The sequence below is a fragment of the Streptomyces sp. NPDC048623 genome (assembly GCF_040650755.1).
GTDB lineage: Bacteria > Actinomycetota > Actinomycetes > Streptomycetales > Streptomycetaceae > Streptomyces.
In genome coordinates this window covers 113,269-127,435 of the sequence record NZ_JBEZHV010000005.1, presented here as the reverse complement: position 1 = coordinate 127,435, position 14,167 = coordinate 113,269, and the positions used below count along the sequence as shown (strand labels likewise).

The window sequence follows — 14,167 nt, the reverse complement described above, 5'->3', positions numbered from 1 at the left end:
GCGGGTAGTCCTCAAGGGGGACCCGCCGGGATCCGTACGCAGCCGGACGACCCCGGCGCGGGCCGCCCGTACGGTGGGCGGGTGACTTCGACCCGGACCACCGAAACGAGCCGCAGCCCCGAGCTCCGCCTGACCCTGAAGGCGCTCGGCGGTCTGCGCGCGGACCTGTTCACCGACGCCTTCGCCTACCGCCCGCTGCAGCGGCTCGACCTGAGTCGCGGACTGCTCCGCTTCCTCCCGGAGCGGATCCGCGACGAACTCGGCGTGCTTCCGCACCTCGTCGTCGGCTTCGCCGCGATGATCGTCTTCTTCCTCGGGCTCGCGGAGGCCGACAGCCCGCTGAATCCGGCCGTGCTCGTCTACACCGCCGTACCGGCCGCCACCGTGGTGCTCACCCTGATACGTCCGATGCTCGCCTTCTGGGCATCGCTCGTCTCCACGCCCTTCATCGCCTTCCTGGGCGGTCACGGCGGAGAGTGGCCGTGGGCCCCGAACTCGTTCGCCGCCCACCTGGTCGTCCTCGTCGTCGTCGCCCTGCGCACCCGGCCCCGTACCGCCGGCTGGATGTGGCTGGTCACCGCCGGCTACGGCCTGTTCGCCACGGTCCTCATCGGTGCGAACGGACCCGGCGACGCCGTCGCGCTGCTGTTCGTCGCCGGGATCGGCCTCCTGCTCGTCACGACCTCCCAGGTCCGCCGCCAGGCCCGCCGCGAGGTCACCGCCCAGCAGAGCGTCACCGCCGTGGAGCGGTCCAAGCGCACGCTCCTCGAAGAGCGCACCACCATCGCCCGCGAGCTGCACGACGTCGTCGCCCACCACATGTCGGTGGTCGCGATCCAGGCCGAGGCCGCCCCGTACCGGGTCGAGAACCCGCCGCCGGAGCTGGAGCAGGCCTTCGTCACCATCCGCGAGAACGCGGTGGCCGCGCTCACCGAGCTGCGCCGCATCCTCGGCGTCGTACGGGCCGAGGACTACGAGGCCCCGGACGCCCCGCAGCCCACCCTCGCCGACCTCGACGCGCTGGTCGGCAATGTCCGCGAGGCCGGGCTCGTCGTCGAGAAGGCGGTGACCGGGGCGGTGCGCGAGCTGCCGCAGGGCGTCGAGCTCTCCGCGTACCGGATCGTCCAGGAGGCCCTGTCGAACGTGCTGCGGCACGCGCCCGGCGCCGCCGCCCGGGTCGAGATCGGCTACGTCCTCGGCGGCCTCGGCCTGCGCATCGCCAACGGCCCGGCGCGGGGGCTGATCAAACCCTCGCCGGGCGCCGGGCACGGCATCACCGGCATGCGGGAGCGTGTCACGATGCTGGGCGGCGAGATGACCGCCGAGGCCACCGCCGACGGCGGCTACGAGGTCACCGTCTTCGTCCCCGTGAGCCGTGACCGAGAGGAGCCGCAGCCGTGATCCGGGTGCTGATCGTCGACGACCAGATGATGGTCCGCGAGGGCTTCTCCGTACTGCTCGGCGCCATGCCGGACATCGAGGTCGTCGGCGAGGCGGTGAACGGCCGCGAGGCCGTCGCCCAGGTCGCCGCCCTCCGCCCCGACGTGGTCCTCATGGACATCCGCATGCCCGAGCTCAACGGCATCGAGGCCACCCGCGAGATCGTCGCGGCCGATGCCGACGCGAAGGTCCTCGTCCTGACCACCTTCGACCTGGACGAGTACGTGTACCAGGCGCTGCGCGCCGGCGCCTCCGGCTTCCTCCTCAAGGACGCCTCGGCCCGGCAGCTCGCCGAGGGCGTCCGGGTGGTCGCGGCCGGCGAGGCGCTGCTCGCGCCGACCGTCACCAAGCGTCTGATCACCGAGTTCGCCAAGGCCGCGGCGGCCGCGCCGCGCCCGCCCGCGATCGCGCGGATCGGCGAGCTGACCGAGCGCGAGACGGAGGTCCTGGTCCTGATCGCACAGGGCCTGTCGAACGCCGAGATCGCCGACCACCTCGTCGTCGCCGAGTCCACCATCAAGACCCATGTGAGCCGCATCCTGGTGAAGCTGGGCCTGCGCGACCGGACCCAGGCCGCCGTCTTCGCGTACGAGGCGCGCCTGGTGCAGGTCGGCGGGTAGCGTCCGCCCATGGACGCTGCCGATGCCGCTCACGCCGCTTTCGACCCCTGGTCCCCGGAGTTCGTCGCCGACCCCTACCCCGCCTACGCGCGGCTGCGTTCCGCAGGCCGCGCGCACTGGTACGGGCCGACCCGCCAGTGGCTGGTCCCGCACTACGCGGACGTGTCGGCGCTGCTGCGGGACCGGCGCCTGGGCCGTACGTACACCCACCGCTTCACCCACGAGGAGTTCGGCCGGGAGGCGCCGGACGCGGCCCACGAGCCGTTCCACACGCTCAACGACCACGGGCTGCTCGACCTGGAGGGCGCCGACCACACCCGGATCCGGCGCCTGGTGTCGAAGGCGTTCACGCCGCGGACGGTGGAGAACCTCGCGCCGACGGTCCGGCGGCTCGCCGCCGACCTGGTCGCCGGACTGGTCGCGGACGGTGGTGGCGACCTCCTCGCGCGGGTCGCGGCGCCGCTGCCCGTGGCCGTGATCGCGGAGATGCTCGGCATCCCGGAGACGGACGAGGAGCGGGCGCGGCTCCGTCCCTGGTCGGCGGACATCTGCGGGATGTTCGAGCTGAACCCCTCGGAGGAGACCGCCCGCCGCGCCGTCCGGGCCTCGATCGAGTTCTCCGACTACCTGCGGGAGCTGATGGCCCGCCGGCGCAAGGACCCGGGCGACGACCTGATCTCGGGCCTGCTCGGTGTGCCGGAGCTGACCGAGCAGGAGAGGATCTCCACCTGCGTGCTGCTCCTGAACGCCGGCCACGAGGCCACCGTGAACACCGCGGTCAACGGCTGGTGGACGCTGCTGAGCCGGGGCGTGCGGCCGGAGGTCGGGACCGGCCCCGAGCCCGATCCCGAAAAGTTGTCCACAGCTGTGGAAGAACTGCTGCGCTACGACACCCCGCTGCAGATGTTCGAGCGCTGGGTGCTCGACGACATCGAGATCGGCGGGGTCGTCATCCCGCGCGGCGCCGAGGTCGCCCTGCTCTTCGGCTCCGCCAACCGCGACCCCGCCCGCTTCGGCCCGACCGCCGACACGCTCGACCTGACCCGCGCCGACAACCCGCACATCAGCTTCGGCGCCGGCATCCACTTCTGCCTCGGCGCCCCGCTCGCCCGCCTCGAACTCACCGCCCTCTTCGCCGAGTTGCTGAAGCAGGCGCCGGGGCTGCGGCTCGCCGCCGAGCCGGAGCGGAAGCCGGGGTACGTGATCCGGGGCTTCAAGGAACTCCTTGTGGAGGTGTGACTTCATGGGGAAGGGCCCCCGTTGCCGGGGGCCCTTCACTCGTCAGACCTGAGGTCACGACGTCACGACGTCACGACGTCACGACGCCATGAGGTCCCGTCGGCGCAGCCCCACCAGCCCGGCCGCGACGAGGACGGCGGCGAGGGCGGTCAGGGCCAGGACCGGGGTCCAGGCCATGTCCTGGCCGGGCAGCTTCGGCAGGTGCCCGAAGGGGGAGAGGTTCAGGACCGACTGGGGCAGGTTCAGGGCCGGGCCGATCCAGCCGATGACCAGGCAGATCCCGGCCGCCGCCCACCCGGCCACCGCGGCCTTGGGGAAGGCGCCGTGGAGCAGGACCGCGACCCCCGCGAGCGTCCAGATCGCGGGCAGCTGGACCAGACAGGCGCCCAGGATCGGGCCGAGGTCCTTGCCGTAGGTGAGGGAGAGCCCGACGCCGCCGAGCACCATGATCAGTACCGCGCCCGCGAAGGCGATCACCAGGTGACCGGCCGCCCAGCGGACCCGGCCGACCGCGTTGGCCAGGATCGGCTCCGCCCGTCCCGAGGTCTCCTCGCCGTGCAGTCGCAGCACCGACCCCACCGCGTACAGCGCCGCGATCATGCCGAACATCCCGACCATCGCGGCGAGGAAGGCGTTCTCCAGGCCGGACTGTCCGCCCATCCGCTCGAAGATCTCACGGGCCTGCTCGTTGTCGCCGACGATGTCCGCCGCACCGGAGGCCATCCCGCCGAAGGCGATCCCGGCGACGAGGAAGCCGATCGACCAGCCGAGCAGCCCGCCGCGCTGGAGCCGCCAGGCGAGCGCCCCGGCCGTCGCGAGCCGCCCCTCGGCCGGTCCCGGCCGGGTCGGCAGGAAGCTCATGCCGACATCGCGGCGGCTCGTCAGCTCGTAGGCGATGCCCGCCTGTACGAGGACGGCGGCGCCGATCAGGAGGATCACCCACCAGCGCTCGCCGCCGTACGGGCGTACGTTCTCGGCCCAGCCGATCGGGGAGAGCCAGGTCAGGACCGAAGACCCGTCGGACTTTCCGGAGTCGCCGGCGGCCCGCAGCAGGAACGCGGTGCCGAGGACGGCCGCCGCGAGGCCCTTCGCGAGCCGTGCGCTCTCGGTCAGCTGGGCGACGATCGCGGCCATGGTGGCGAAGAGCATCCCGGTGCCGCCGACCGCGAGGCCGAGCGCGAGCGCCCCGCCCGCGCCCTGGCCGGCGAGTCCGGCGGTGATGATCAGGGCGACGAGGGTGTTGGCGAGCAGTGCGGTCAGCAGGGCGGCCGTCAACGGCGCCCGGCGGCCCACCACGGCGGCGGAGAACATCTCCTGACGGCCCGTCTCCTCCTCCTCGCGGGTGTGCCGGACGACGATGATCAGGCTCATCACGGCGGCGAGGGTGGCGGAGAAGACTCCGAACCGCCAGGCCACGAGCCCGCCGACCGAGTCGTCGAAGACCGGTCCGTACAGCGCCCGCAGGGAGCTGTTGCCGCTCATCGCGCCGGCGACCTCGGCGCGGGCGGCGGGGGTGTCGTACAGGGCCTGGATCGAGCCGACGCCACTGGCGACCATGCCGCCGACGAGGAGGGCCCAGATCGGCAGCATGACCCGGTCGCGGCGCAGCGCGAGCCGGGTCAGGGACCCGGTCCCGGTCAGCGGGACGGTGAGCGTGCTCATCGCGCCGCCACCTCGTCGCTGTCGTCGGAGTAGTGCCGGAGGAAGAGCTCCTCAAGGGTGGGCGGCGTGCTGGTCAGGGACCGGACCCCCGACTCGGTCAGGGACCGCAGCACCGCGTCGAGCTTGTCGGTGTCGACCTGCAGCCGGACCCGCTTGCCCTGGACGTCGAGGTCGTGGACGCCGGGGAGGTGGGAGAGGCCGTTGGGGGAGGCGGCGAGTTCGGCGGTGACGCTGGTACGGGTGAGGTGGCGCAGGTCCGCGAGCGAACCGCTCTCCACGGTCTGCCCCTTGCGGATGATGCTGACCCGGTCGCACAGCTCCTCGACCTCGCTGAGGATGTGGCTCGACAGGAGCACGGTCGCGCCGCGCCCGCGGGCCTCGGCGACGCAGTCCTGGAAGACCTCCTCCATCAGCGGGTCGAGGCCGGAGGTCGGCTCGTCGAGGACGTACAGGTCGACGTCGGAGGCGAAGGCGGCGACGAGGGCGACCTTCTGGCGGTTGCCCTTGGAGTAGGTGCGGCCCTTCTTGGTGGGGTCGAGCTCGAAGCGCTCGATCAGCTCGGCCCGCCGGGCCTTGTCGAGGCCTCCGCGCAGCCGCCCGAAGAGGTCGATGACCTCGCCGCCGGAGAGGTTGCGCCACAGGGTGACGTCGCCGGGGACGTAGGCGATGTGCCGGTGCAGTTCGACGGCGTCGGACCAGGGGTCCCGGCCGAGCACCTGGGCGGCGCCGGAGTCGGCGCGCAGCAGCCCGAGGAGGACCCGGATGGTGGTGGACTTCCCGGAGCCGTTGGGGCCGAGGAAGCCGTGGACCTCGCCGGTCTCGACGGTGAGGTCGAGGCCGTCCAGTGCGTGGGTGCGCCCGAACGCCTTGTGGAGTCCGGCGACGGTGATTGCCTTCGTCATGGTTCTGAACGTACGCTACTTTCACAAACTTGTGAAGTTAAGGAAGTGTATGGAAAGTGGGTGAGACAATGGACGCCATGACGGACGGCACGGAGGGGCGCATGGTGGACGCGGTGGACTCGGCGAGCGCGGTGGACTCGGGCGCGGGCGCGGGCCTGGCGAGCCCGGTGGTGGAGACGGACACGGACACGGACACGGACACGGCTGCGGCGGGCGCGGGGGAGGACGCCACGGCGCGCTTCGTGGAGCGCTTCGCCGCCGAGATGACCGCGGCCGGCATGCAGCGCATGGCCTCCCGCGTTTTCGCGGCCCTGCTCGCCTCCGAGACGGCCTCGATGACCTCGGCCGAGCTGGCCGAGACCCTCCGCATCAGCCCGGCGGCCGTCTCCAGCGCGATCCGCTATCTCTCCCAGGTCGACATGGTCAGCCGCGAGCGCGACCCGGGCACCCGCCGCGACCGCTACGTCCTCCACAACGAGCTCTGGTACGAGACCTTCACCCGCCGCGACCAGGTCCTCTCCCGCTGGGAGAAGATCCTGCGCGAGGGCACGGACACCCTGGGCCCGGACACGGCGGCGGGCCGCCGCACGGCGGAGACCGCCGAGTTCTTCGCCTTCCTGCACGGCGAGATGGCCGGAATCATGGACCGCTGGCGCGACCGGAGGAACGTGAGGAACGCGGAGCGACCGGGGGGGCGGGCCTAGGGCGCCTCCCGGGGCACCGTGAGCGCCCAGGCCCCCGCCCGGACCGTCCAGGTGCGGCGGCGGACCGGGCCCGTGACCGCCGTGTCGGCGCGGTAGCGGAAGTCGGGGCCCGCGACGGTGAGGGTGCGGGCGGTGGCGGTGCGGACGGGGGCGTCGCCCGGGGGATGGAGCGTAAGGGCGAGCGCGCCGCCGAGGGCGCGGGCGGTGAGCCCGGTCAGCGGCGTGTCGAGGTCGCTGAGCAGCACGCCGTCCGCCTCGACCCGCAGCCGGTGGACGGGCGTCGCGAGGGCGGTGGGCGCGGGCCGCACCAGGGTGCGGACGAGCGAGCGGCAGGTGTCCCAGACGGTCGGCGACGCGGTCGGCGCGACCGGCGCGGGCGACGGGGTCGCGGGGCCCGCGGCGGGCACGTCGAGGCGGTCGAGGACGACGCCGTCGCTGTCGTCGACGAGCAGGTCGAGCCGCCGTACCGCCCCGTCGAGCACCGCCCGCGCGGCGGCGACCGTACCCGGCGGCACGCCGAGCGCGCGGGCCGTCGCCACCCGGTCGGGTGCACCGATCGGGACCATCGCGACGGCCGTCGGACCGCCCGCCGTACCGCCCGCGCTGTCCGGGTCCCGGTCCCGGTCGCGGTCCCGCTCGCGCTGCAGCAGGGTCACGGTGCGCAGCAGCGCGCGGTCGTCGCCGAGGACGACGGGGTGCCGGGAGCCGCGCCGGGCCAGGGCGCGGGCGAACTCCTCCGGACCGTCCGGCAGGCAGATCTTCGCTTCCGCGCCCGCAGACAGCACATCTTTCGCGATCCGCACGGACTCGCCGTCACTTCGGCGGGCGACCGGGTCGATGATGACCAGTAGCTGGTCGTGAGCCGACACCTCGGTCCTTCCTCGGGTAGTCTCTTTGTGCAAGAGCCCCTTGCGCTATTGCGCCAGGGGCTTCGTCTATTCCGGGGCACACCGGTGAGGCGGCGTCGGCCCCCTGACCTTGGACATGCCCCGCCCGGAAGGGGTGTACGCCTGTGCCCGCACTTGTGCTGCTCGGTGCTCAGTGGGGTGACGAGGGCAAGGGAAAGGCCACCGACCTGCTCGGCGGGTCCGTTGACTACGTGGTGCGTTACCAGGGCGGCAACAACGCCGGCCACACGGTCGTCGTCGGCGACCAGAAGTACGCGCTGCACCTTCTCCCTTCCGGAATCCTCTCCCCGGGGTGCACCCCGGTCATCGGAAACGGCGTCGTCGTCGACCCGGCGGTCCTGCTCTCCGAGCTGAGCGGGCTGAACGAGCGCGGCGTCGACACCTCCAAGCTGCTGATCAGCGGTAACGCGCACCTCATCACCCCGTACAACGTCACCCTCGACAAGGTGACGGAACGGTTCCTCGGCAAGCGCAAGATCGGCACGACCGGCCGCGGCATCGGCCCGACGTACGCCGACAAGATCAACCGCGTGGGCATCCGGGTCCAGGACCTGTACGACGAGTCGATCCTGGAGCAGAAGGTCGAGGCGGCCCTGGAGCAGAAGAACCAGCTGCTCGCCAAGGTCTTCAACCGCCGCGCGATCGAGTCGGGCCGGATCGTCGAGGAGATGCTCCAGTACGCGGAGCAGATCAAGCCGTACGTCGCCGACACCACGCTGATCCTCAACAACGCCATCGACGACGGCAAGGTCGTGCTCTTCGAGGGCGGCCAGGGCACCCTGCTCGACGTCGACCACGGCACGTACCCCTTCGTCACCTCCTCGAACCCGACCGCCGGCGGCGCCTGCACGGGCGCGGGCGTGGGTCCGACGAAGATCAGCCGCGTCATCGGCATCCTCAAGGCGTACACGACCCGCGTCGGCGCCGGCCCGTTCCCGACCGAGCTCTTCGACGAGGACGGCGAGGCCCTGCGCCGCATCGGCGGCGAGCGCGGTGTGACCACCGGCCGCGACCGCCGCTGCGGCTGGTTCGACGCGGTCATCGCCCGCTACGCGACCCGCGTCAACGGCCTGACCGACTTCTTCCTCACCAAGCTCGACGTGCTCACCGGCTGGGAGCAGATCCCGGTCTGCGTCGCGTACGAGATCGACGGCAAGCGCGTCGAGGAGCTCCCCTACTCGCAGACGGACTTCCACCACGCGAAGCCGGTCTACGAGATGCTCCCGGGCTGGTCGGAGGACATCACCAAGGCCAAGACCTTCGCCGACCTGCCGAAGAACGCGCAGGCCTACGTGAAGGCCCTGGAGGACATGTCCGGCGCCCCGATCTCCGCGATCGGCGTGGGCCCGGGCCGTGACGAGACGATCGAGATCAACTCGTTCCTGTAGGCACACCGAAGCGGCCCGCACCCTGGGGTGCGGGCCGCTTCGCGTGTCTGTCCGGCTACGCGTCGAACCTGGTGTCCCGCCCGACCTTCTCCCACGCGGCCAGGTCACCCCGGACCTGCTCCAGGTGCTGGTAGATCATGTCGATCGAGTCGTCACCGAGCGCGAGGCGCAGCGGCGGCTCGTCGGCGTTCAGGGCGGTCAGGACGGCCGCCGCGGCCTTCGCCGGGTCGCCGGCCTGGCCGCCGTCGCCGCCCTCGACGAAGGCGCGGGTGGCGCCGACGGTGTCCGCGTAGTCGGGGATGGTGTCCTCGCTGAGGCTCTTGCCGCTGCCGAAGAGGCTGGTGCGGAAGGCGCCGGGCTCGACGATCAGAACGTGGATGCCGAGCGGCTTCACCTCGGCGGCCAGCGCCTCGGACATGCCCTCCAGGGCGAACTTCGTGGCGCTGTACGCGCCGAAGCCGGGCAGCGATCCCTGGCCGCCGACGCTGCTGAGCTGGACGATCGCGCCGGAGCGGCGGGCCCGCATGTGGGGCAGGACGGCGCGGGTCAGGGCCGCCGGGCCGAAGACGTGCACGTCGAAGAGCGAGCGCAGCTCGGCGTCGCCGGTCTCCTCGACCGAACCGACGTGGGTGCGGCCCGCGTTGTTGACCAGGACGTCGATGCGGCCGTGGCGCTCGGCGACCTCCGCGACCACGCGCTCGATCGCGGCCAGGTCGGTGACGTCCAGGGTGACGGCGTGGACCTGGTCGGGGTGGGCGGCGACCAGCTCGTCCAGGGTGCCCGCGCGGCGCGCGGCGGCGACCACGACGTCCCCGGCGCCGACCGCCGCCTCGGTGAAGGCGCGCCCGAAGCCGCTGTTCGCGCCGGTGATCAGCCAAACCTTGCTCATGTTCGTGGAGTCCCCTCGTTCGGTGTGCATCCAGCGTGCAACCAGCGTGCATCCGAAGGGAGTTGCCCGTCCAAGATCCGTCGTGATAGCCCATGGTCATGAGCGTGAACGGGGTCGAGGACGTGCACGGGCGGGATCTGCGCTACTTCCTCGCCGTCGCCGAGGAACTGCACTTCACCCGGGCCGCCGAGCGCCTGTACGTGTCCCAGCCCGCGCTCAGCAAGCAGATCCGCGCCCTGGAACGGCAGCTGGGCACCCCGCTCTTCGACCGCGACCGGCACGGCGTGCGCCTCACCGAGGTCGGTACGGCCCTGCTGCCGCACGCCCGCGCGGTGCTCGCCGCGTGGGCGGAGGCGGCGGACGCGGTGCGGGCCGCCCGGGCGGCGCGGGAGGCGACGCTCGTCATCGGCATGTCGACCAGCCCCGGCCGGGGCGGACTGCTGCCCGCGATCCGCTCCCGCTTCACCGAGGCGCACCCCGGGGCCCGGCTGCGGCTGCGGCAGATCGGCTGGGACGATCCGACCGCCGGTCTCGCCGACCGCACGAGCGACCTGGCCTTCGTCTGGCTCCCGCTGGTCGGCGCCGAGCGCTACCGCTGGGTCGTCGTCGCCACCGAGCCCCGCCTGATCGCCCTGTCCGAGCACCACCCGCTGGCCGCCCGCGAACGGATCGCCTTCGCCGAACTCCTCGACGAACCCTTCCTCGCCCTCCCCGGCGCCGTCGCCCCCGAACTCCGTGACCACTGGCTGGCCCTGGACGCCCGCGACGGCCGCCCGCCCCGGATCGGGGCCGAGATCGGCTCCACCGACGAGACGTACGAGGCCCTCGTCGACGGCATCGGCATCTGCCTGGTCGCCGAGGGCAACGCCCCGCTCCTCACCCGCGGCGGCGTCGTCGTCCGCCCCGTCGACGGCATCTCCCCGACCCGCTTCGCCCTCGCCTGGCGCGCCGACGACACCCGCCCGGAGGTCCGTGCCTACGCCCGGGCGGCCGTTGGGGCGGTCGGCGCCCAGTCCTAGTCGCGGACGAACTCGCCCGGTTCCCCGTCCGCGGTCATGGAGTAGACGTGGAGCAGCTCCTTGCCCTTGAAGCGGACGATCCGGAGGTTGCTGGAGCCGTTCTCGGCGCACTCCGGGTCCCAGACCTCGGGGTCGCGGGTCTCGGGGCCGATGACGAGGAGGTTGCCCGCGCCCCCGACGACCGCGGTGGTGGCGCAACGGACGTCCTCGGACGCGATGTTGCCGTCCTTGTCGGTACGTGGGAAGGACTGGTCGAAGCGGATCAGGGGCGCGCCGACCGGGCCCTGGGTGACGGTGAGCTCGTACGTGTAGCGGTCGGCGTCCGGCTGGGTCACCGTGTCCGGGGACTGCCGCCAGGTGCCGACGAGCGCGGCGGGGACGACGGCCGCGCCGGACGGGACGCGCTGGAAGGTGGTCTTCGCGACGCCTGAGCTCCATTCGACGACGTCGGTGGAGCGCAGCCGCAGGGTCTGGCGGGCGGCGGCGGTGCAGCGCTGGGCGGGGACGCTCGCGGTGATCTCGGAGTCGCCGAGGACGAGTTCGTTCTCGGTGGCGGAGACCAGCACGGCCCGGCCGATGCACAGCCGCTCGCCGGTGACATGGGTGTAGACGACGGTCCGGGCACCGGCGGCGCCCTGGGATACCTCGATCCGGCTGGTCTCGTACGGGATGTCCGCCGTGCCCTTGAGGACGCCCTCCCAGGCGCCGAGGAACGCGGCCGGGACGATCCCCGTGGTCCGCGCGGCCGTCGTACCGGCGCCGGTGCGTCCCTTTCCGTCCGGCCCGGTGCCGAGGGTGCCGCTCGGGTCGGTCTGCGGCCAGTAGGTGTACGTGAGGGCCGCGGCACCCGCGACGACGAGCGCCGTCACGGCGGCGATCAGGCCTGTACGGCGGCGGCGGGGGCGGGGGCCGTCCTGTTCGCGGGTGCCGGGCAGCGGGGTGGCGGGGGTGGGGTCGCCGGCGGCGGCCGTGCCGTCCTCGGCCTCCAGGAGCCGGGCGGCGTGCCGGCCGAGCCGGGCGAGCACGTCGGCGGGCAGCCACGGGTCGGTGACCTTGAGGGTGCCGACCAGTTCGCCGGCGGAGGGCCGGCCGGCCGGGTCCTTGGTGAGGCAGGCGCGGATCAGGCCGGCGAGCTCGGGCGCGAGGCCGGTCAGGTCGGGTTCGTCGTGGGCGATGCGGAACATGGTGGCGTGGACGCCGCTGTCCGAGCCGCCGAACGGCGAGTGCCCGGTCGCCGCGTAGGCGAGCACGGACCCCAGGCAGAAGATGTCCGAGGCCGGGCCGAGCCGCTCGCCCCGCACCTGCTCGGGCGACATGAAGCCGGGGGAGCCGACGACGGCGCCGGTGCTGGTCAGCCCGCCGTCGGTGACGGTGTCCAGGGCGCGGGCGATGCCGAAGTCGATGATCTGCGGGCCGTCGACGGTGAGCAGGACGTTCGACGGCTTCAGGTCGCGGTGGACCAGGCCCGCGGCGTGGATGTGGGTGAGGGCGCGGGCCAGGCCGGCGGCGAGGGTGCGCACGCTGTCGGGCGGCAGCGGCCCGTACTCGTCGCCGACGACGGTGCGCAGCGACGGCCCGGGCACATAGCCCACGGCGACCCAGGGCACCTCGGCCTCGGTGTCGGAGCCGAGCACCGGCGCGGTGCCGGCGCCGCCGACCCGCTCCAGGGCGGAGACCTCCCGGGCGAACCGGCGCCGGAACTCGTCCTGGGCGGCCAGCTCCGGGTGCACGACCTTCACGGCGACGGCGCGTCCGCCGGCCGAACGGGCCAGGTACACCCGCCCCATGCCGCCCACACCGAGCCGGCCGAGCAGCCGGAACGGCCCTATGACGGCCGGGTCTTCCGCGTTCAAGGGATCCACGTCGAAAGAGGATGCCAGACCCGGATACCGGACTCCCGTCATCCCTCGCCGCAGATCCGCAGCCCCTTGGGGGTGGCGCAGGGCAGGTGGCCGTGGCCGAGGATCACGTCCTGGCCGCCGCCGCGGCCGAGGTAGACGAGGAAACTGGAGGTCAGCGAGCCGGGCGCGGGCAGGTTCCAGGTGTAGGCGTACTCGATCTCCCGGTACGGGTAGGGCGAGCTGCCCAGCTCCCCGACGTCGGGTCTGCGTCCGTCGACGGCTATCCGGTGCAGGCCCTCGGGATGGCTGCCGGTGCGCAGTTCTGTGTAGCCGAGGGCGCCGGGCAGGGACGCGACGGTGGACAGGACCTGGGCGGTGCCGTCGAGTTCGCAGCGGATGACCAGGGCCTCGGGGTCGTCCTTGGCGGAGCAGTTGCGGGAGGAGTTGGCGGGTTCGTTGCGGCCGAGCACCCGGCGCTGGAACACCTCGCGGGTGCCGGAGTTGGCGTCCCGGCTGACCAGCCGGACGGGCAGGTCGGGGCCGCCGAGGGTGCGCCAGTTGGTGATGTCGCCGCGGTAGAGGGCGCGGATGTTCTCCAGGGTGAGGTTGTCGAGTTCGACCCGGTCGTTGACGACGAGGGTGAAGAGGGAGACGGCGACCGGCGAGTCCTTCAGCTGCGGATAGCCGTCGGGCTTGGGCCCGTCGGACAGGGCGACGAGCTCGGGTCGGCCGTCCTTGCCCTGCTGCGGGCCCTGTTCGGCGAGCCGCCGGATGCCGGCGGTGGAGCCGCGCGCGTCGACGTTCACGGTGGCGCCCGCGCAGTCGTGCTCGTACTGCTCGGCCACGTCCTCCAGGACCGGCTCGAAGGCGGTGGAGCCGATGACGGTGAGGGTGCCGCGGGCGCAGCCGATGGGCGGCGGCACGTCGTCGCGTATCACGATGATCGCGGCGAGCGTGATCACACAGGCGGTCAGCGCGATGGTGACGCGGCGGGCGGCCCGGCTGAACGTGGGCGGCTTGTCGTCGAAGGTCGCACTGTGGTTGACGTGCACGCCGCCGTCCCGGATCGGGCCGGTGACGGTGATCTCGTCCTTGGGCTCGCCGCCGGTGAGCAGGACGAGCACCTTGAAGAAGTCCCCGCGGTTGAGCGGCACCTTGGGGAGGGTGATCTCGCTGTGGCCGACGCCCTGGGTGACCCCGAGGGCGTCGCTGTCGAACGGCGCCTGGGAAGCGGCCGCCGCCTCCACCTTGCGGCGGGCGAACCGGACGGTCAGACCGTGGTTCTCCTGGTTGTAGTCCTCGCGGCCGATGGAGACGCCGCCGTCGTTCTCGATGCGCAGCAGGACGAGGGTGGCGCCCGTCATGTCGCCCCGCCCGTTGAAGATGCGGGTGACCCGGTCACCGACCGGGGTGTCCAGCTGCACGCGGTAACCGATGCGCTTGCGCCGGGGCACCCGCCGCTCGATGAGGAGCACGGCGAAGGTGACGACCACACCGAGCAGCGCGGTGAGGACGGCGATGACGTTCTCGGGGCTGACCCAGTCCACGGGCGCCA

Annotated in this window: 12 protein-coding genes; 6 read left to right on the top strand and 6 right to left on the bottom strand. The window is 72.9% G+C overall.

What is annotated here, in order from left to right:
- The first annotated feature begins 81 nt into the window (after positions 1-81).
- Genes AB0C73_RS09480 through AB0C73_RS09470 form a run of 3 tightly spaced genes read left to right on the top strand, consistent with a single transcriptional unit; the run spans position 82 to position 3,299 of the window.
- On the top strand, positions 82-1,401 hold the full coding sequence (locus tag AB0C73_RS09480; RefSeq protein WP_362526666.1) for a histidine kinase: 1,320 nt from the start codon (positions 82-84) through the stop codon (positions 1,399-1,401).
- Positions 1,398-2,060, top strand: a complete 663-nt coding sequence (locus AB0C73_RS09475) for a response regulator transcription factor (protein ID WP_362526664.1) — start codon at positions 1,398-1,400, stop codon at positions 2,058-2,060. The genes AB0C73_RS09480 and AB0C73_RS09475 overlap by 4 nt, the downstream gene beginning before the upstream one ends.
- Positions 2,061-2,069: 9 nt before the next feature.
- Positions 2,070-3,299, top strand: a complete 1,230-nt coding sequence (locus AB0C73_RS09470) for a cytochrome P450 (protein ID WP_362526661.1) — start codon at positions 2,070-2,072, stop codon at positions 3,297-3,299.
- Between the two features lie 78 nt (positions 3,300-3,377).
- Here the strand turns inward: AB0C73_RS09470 and AB0C73_RS09465 are convergent, their stop codons facing one another.
- Positions 3,378-4,961, bottom strand: coding sequence for an ABC transporter permease (locus AB0C73_RS09465; RefSeq protein WP_362526659.1), 1,584 nt, complete (start codon positions 4,959-4,961; stop codon positions 3,378-3,380).
- Positions 4,958-5,863 carry an ABC transporter ATP-binding protein gene (locus AB0C73_RS09460; RefSeq protein WP_362526656.1) on the bottom strand — a complete coding sequence of 302 codons (906 nt, stop codon included), beginning with the start codon at positions 5,861-5,863 and terminating at the stop codon, positions 4,958-4,960. The genes AB0C73_RS09465 and AB0C73_RS09460 overlap by 4 nt, the downstream gene beginning before the upstream one ends.
- Before the next feature lie 263 nt (positions 5,864-6,126).
- Here AB0C73_RS09460 and AB0C73_RS09455 point away from each other — a divergent pair, with 263 nt between their 5' ends.
- Positions 6,127-6,567 (top strand): MarR family transcriptional regulator, encoded by a 441-nt coding sequence (locus tag AB0C73_RS09455; protein ID WP_362527238.1) that lies wholly within the window; start codon positions 6,127-6,129, stop codon positions 6,565-6,567.
- On the opposite strand, the gene AB0C73_RS09450 is transcribed toward AB0C73_RS09455, so the two are convergent.
- Positions 6,564-7,436 (bottom strand): diacylglycerol kinase, encoded by an 873-nt coding sequence (locus AB0C73_RS09450; protein ID WP_362526653.1) that lies wholly within the window; start codon positions 7,434-7,436, stop codon positions 6,564-6,566. The two genes, AB0C73_RS09455 and AB0C73_RS09450, sit on opposite strands and share 4 nt — an antisense overlap.
- 143 nt (positions 7,437-7,579) lie before the next feature.
- Between AB0C73_RS09450 and AB0C73_RS09445 the strand changes: the two genes are divergently transcribed.
- Positions 7,580-8,863, top strand: a complete 1,284-nt coding sequence (locus AB0C73_RS09445) for an adenylosuccinate synthase (protein WP_362526650.1) — start codon at positions 7,580-7,582, stop codon at positions 8,861-8,863.
- A gap of 55 nt (positions 8,864-8,918) precedes the next feature.
- Here AB0C73_RS09445 and AB0C73_RS09440 read toward each other — a convergent pair whose 3' ends face one another.
- Complete coding sequence (locus AB0C73_RS09440; RefSeq protein ID WP_362526647.1) at positions 8,919-9,752, bottom strand: oxidoreductase; 834 nt, start codon at positions 9,750-9,752, stop codon at positions 8,919-8,921.
- A 98-nt stretch (positions 9,753-9,850) separates the two neighbouring features.
- Between AB0C73_RS09440 and AB0C73_RS09435 the strand changes: the two genes are divergently transcribed.
- A complete protein-coding gene (locus AB0C73_RS09435; RefSeq protein ID WP_362526645.1) occupies positions 9,851-10,771 on the top strand; it encodes a LysR family transcriptional regulator in 921 nt (306 codons plus the stop codon).
- On the opposite strand, the gene AB0C73_RS09430 is transcribed toward AB0C73_RS09435, so the two are convergent.
- Entirely contained in the window at positions 10,768-12,633 is a 1,866-nt protein-coding gene (locus AB0C73_RS09430; protein ID WP_362526642.1) for a serine/threonine-protein kinase, read from the bottom strand. The genes AB0C73_RS09435 and AB0C73_RS09430 overlap by 4 nt on opposite strands.
- Positions 12,634-12,671: 38 nt before the next feature.
- Positions 12,672-14,159 (bottom strand): substrate-binding domain-containing protein, encoded by a 1,488-nt coding sequence (locus AB0C73_RS09425; protein ID WP_362526640.1) that lies wholly within the window; start codon positions 14,157-14,159, stop codon positions 12,672-12,674.
- Positions 14,160-14,167: the final 8 nt, after the last annotated feature.

Excerpts from the sequence above, each read along its gene's own strand:
- AB0C73_RS09440 (WP_362526647.1), bottom strand. The coding sequence starts at position 9,752 with ATGAGCAAGGTTTGGCTGATCACCGGCGCGAACAGCGGCTTCGGGCGC.
- AB0C73_RS09455 (WP_362527238.1), top strand. The coding sequence starts at position 6,127 with ATGACCGCGGCCGGCATGCAGCGCATGGCCTCCCGCGTTTTCGCGGCC.
- AB0C73_RS09460 (WP_362526656.1), bottom strand. The coding sequence starts at position 5,863 with ATGACGAAGGCAATCACCGTCGCCGGACTCCACAAGGCGTTCGGGCGC.
- AB0C73_RS09435 (WP_362526645.1), top strand. The coding sequence starts at position 9,851 with ATGAGCGTGAACGGGGTCGAGGACGTGCACGGGCGGGATCTGCGCTAC.
- AB0C73_RS09470 (WP_362526661.1), top strand. The coding sequence starts at position 2,070 with ATGGACGCTGCCGATGCCGCTCACGCCGCTTTCGACCCCTGGTCCCCG.
- AB0C73_RS09465 (WP_362526659.1), bottom strand. The coding sequence starts at position 4,961 with ATGAGCACGCTCACCGTCCCGCTGACCGGGACCGGGTCCCTGACCCGG.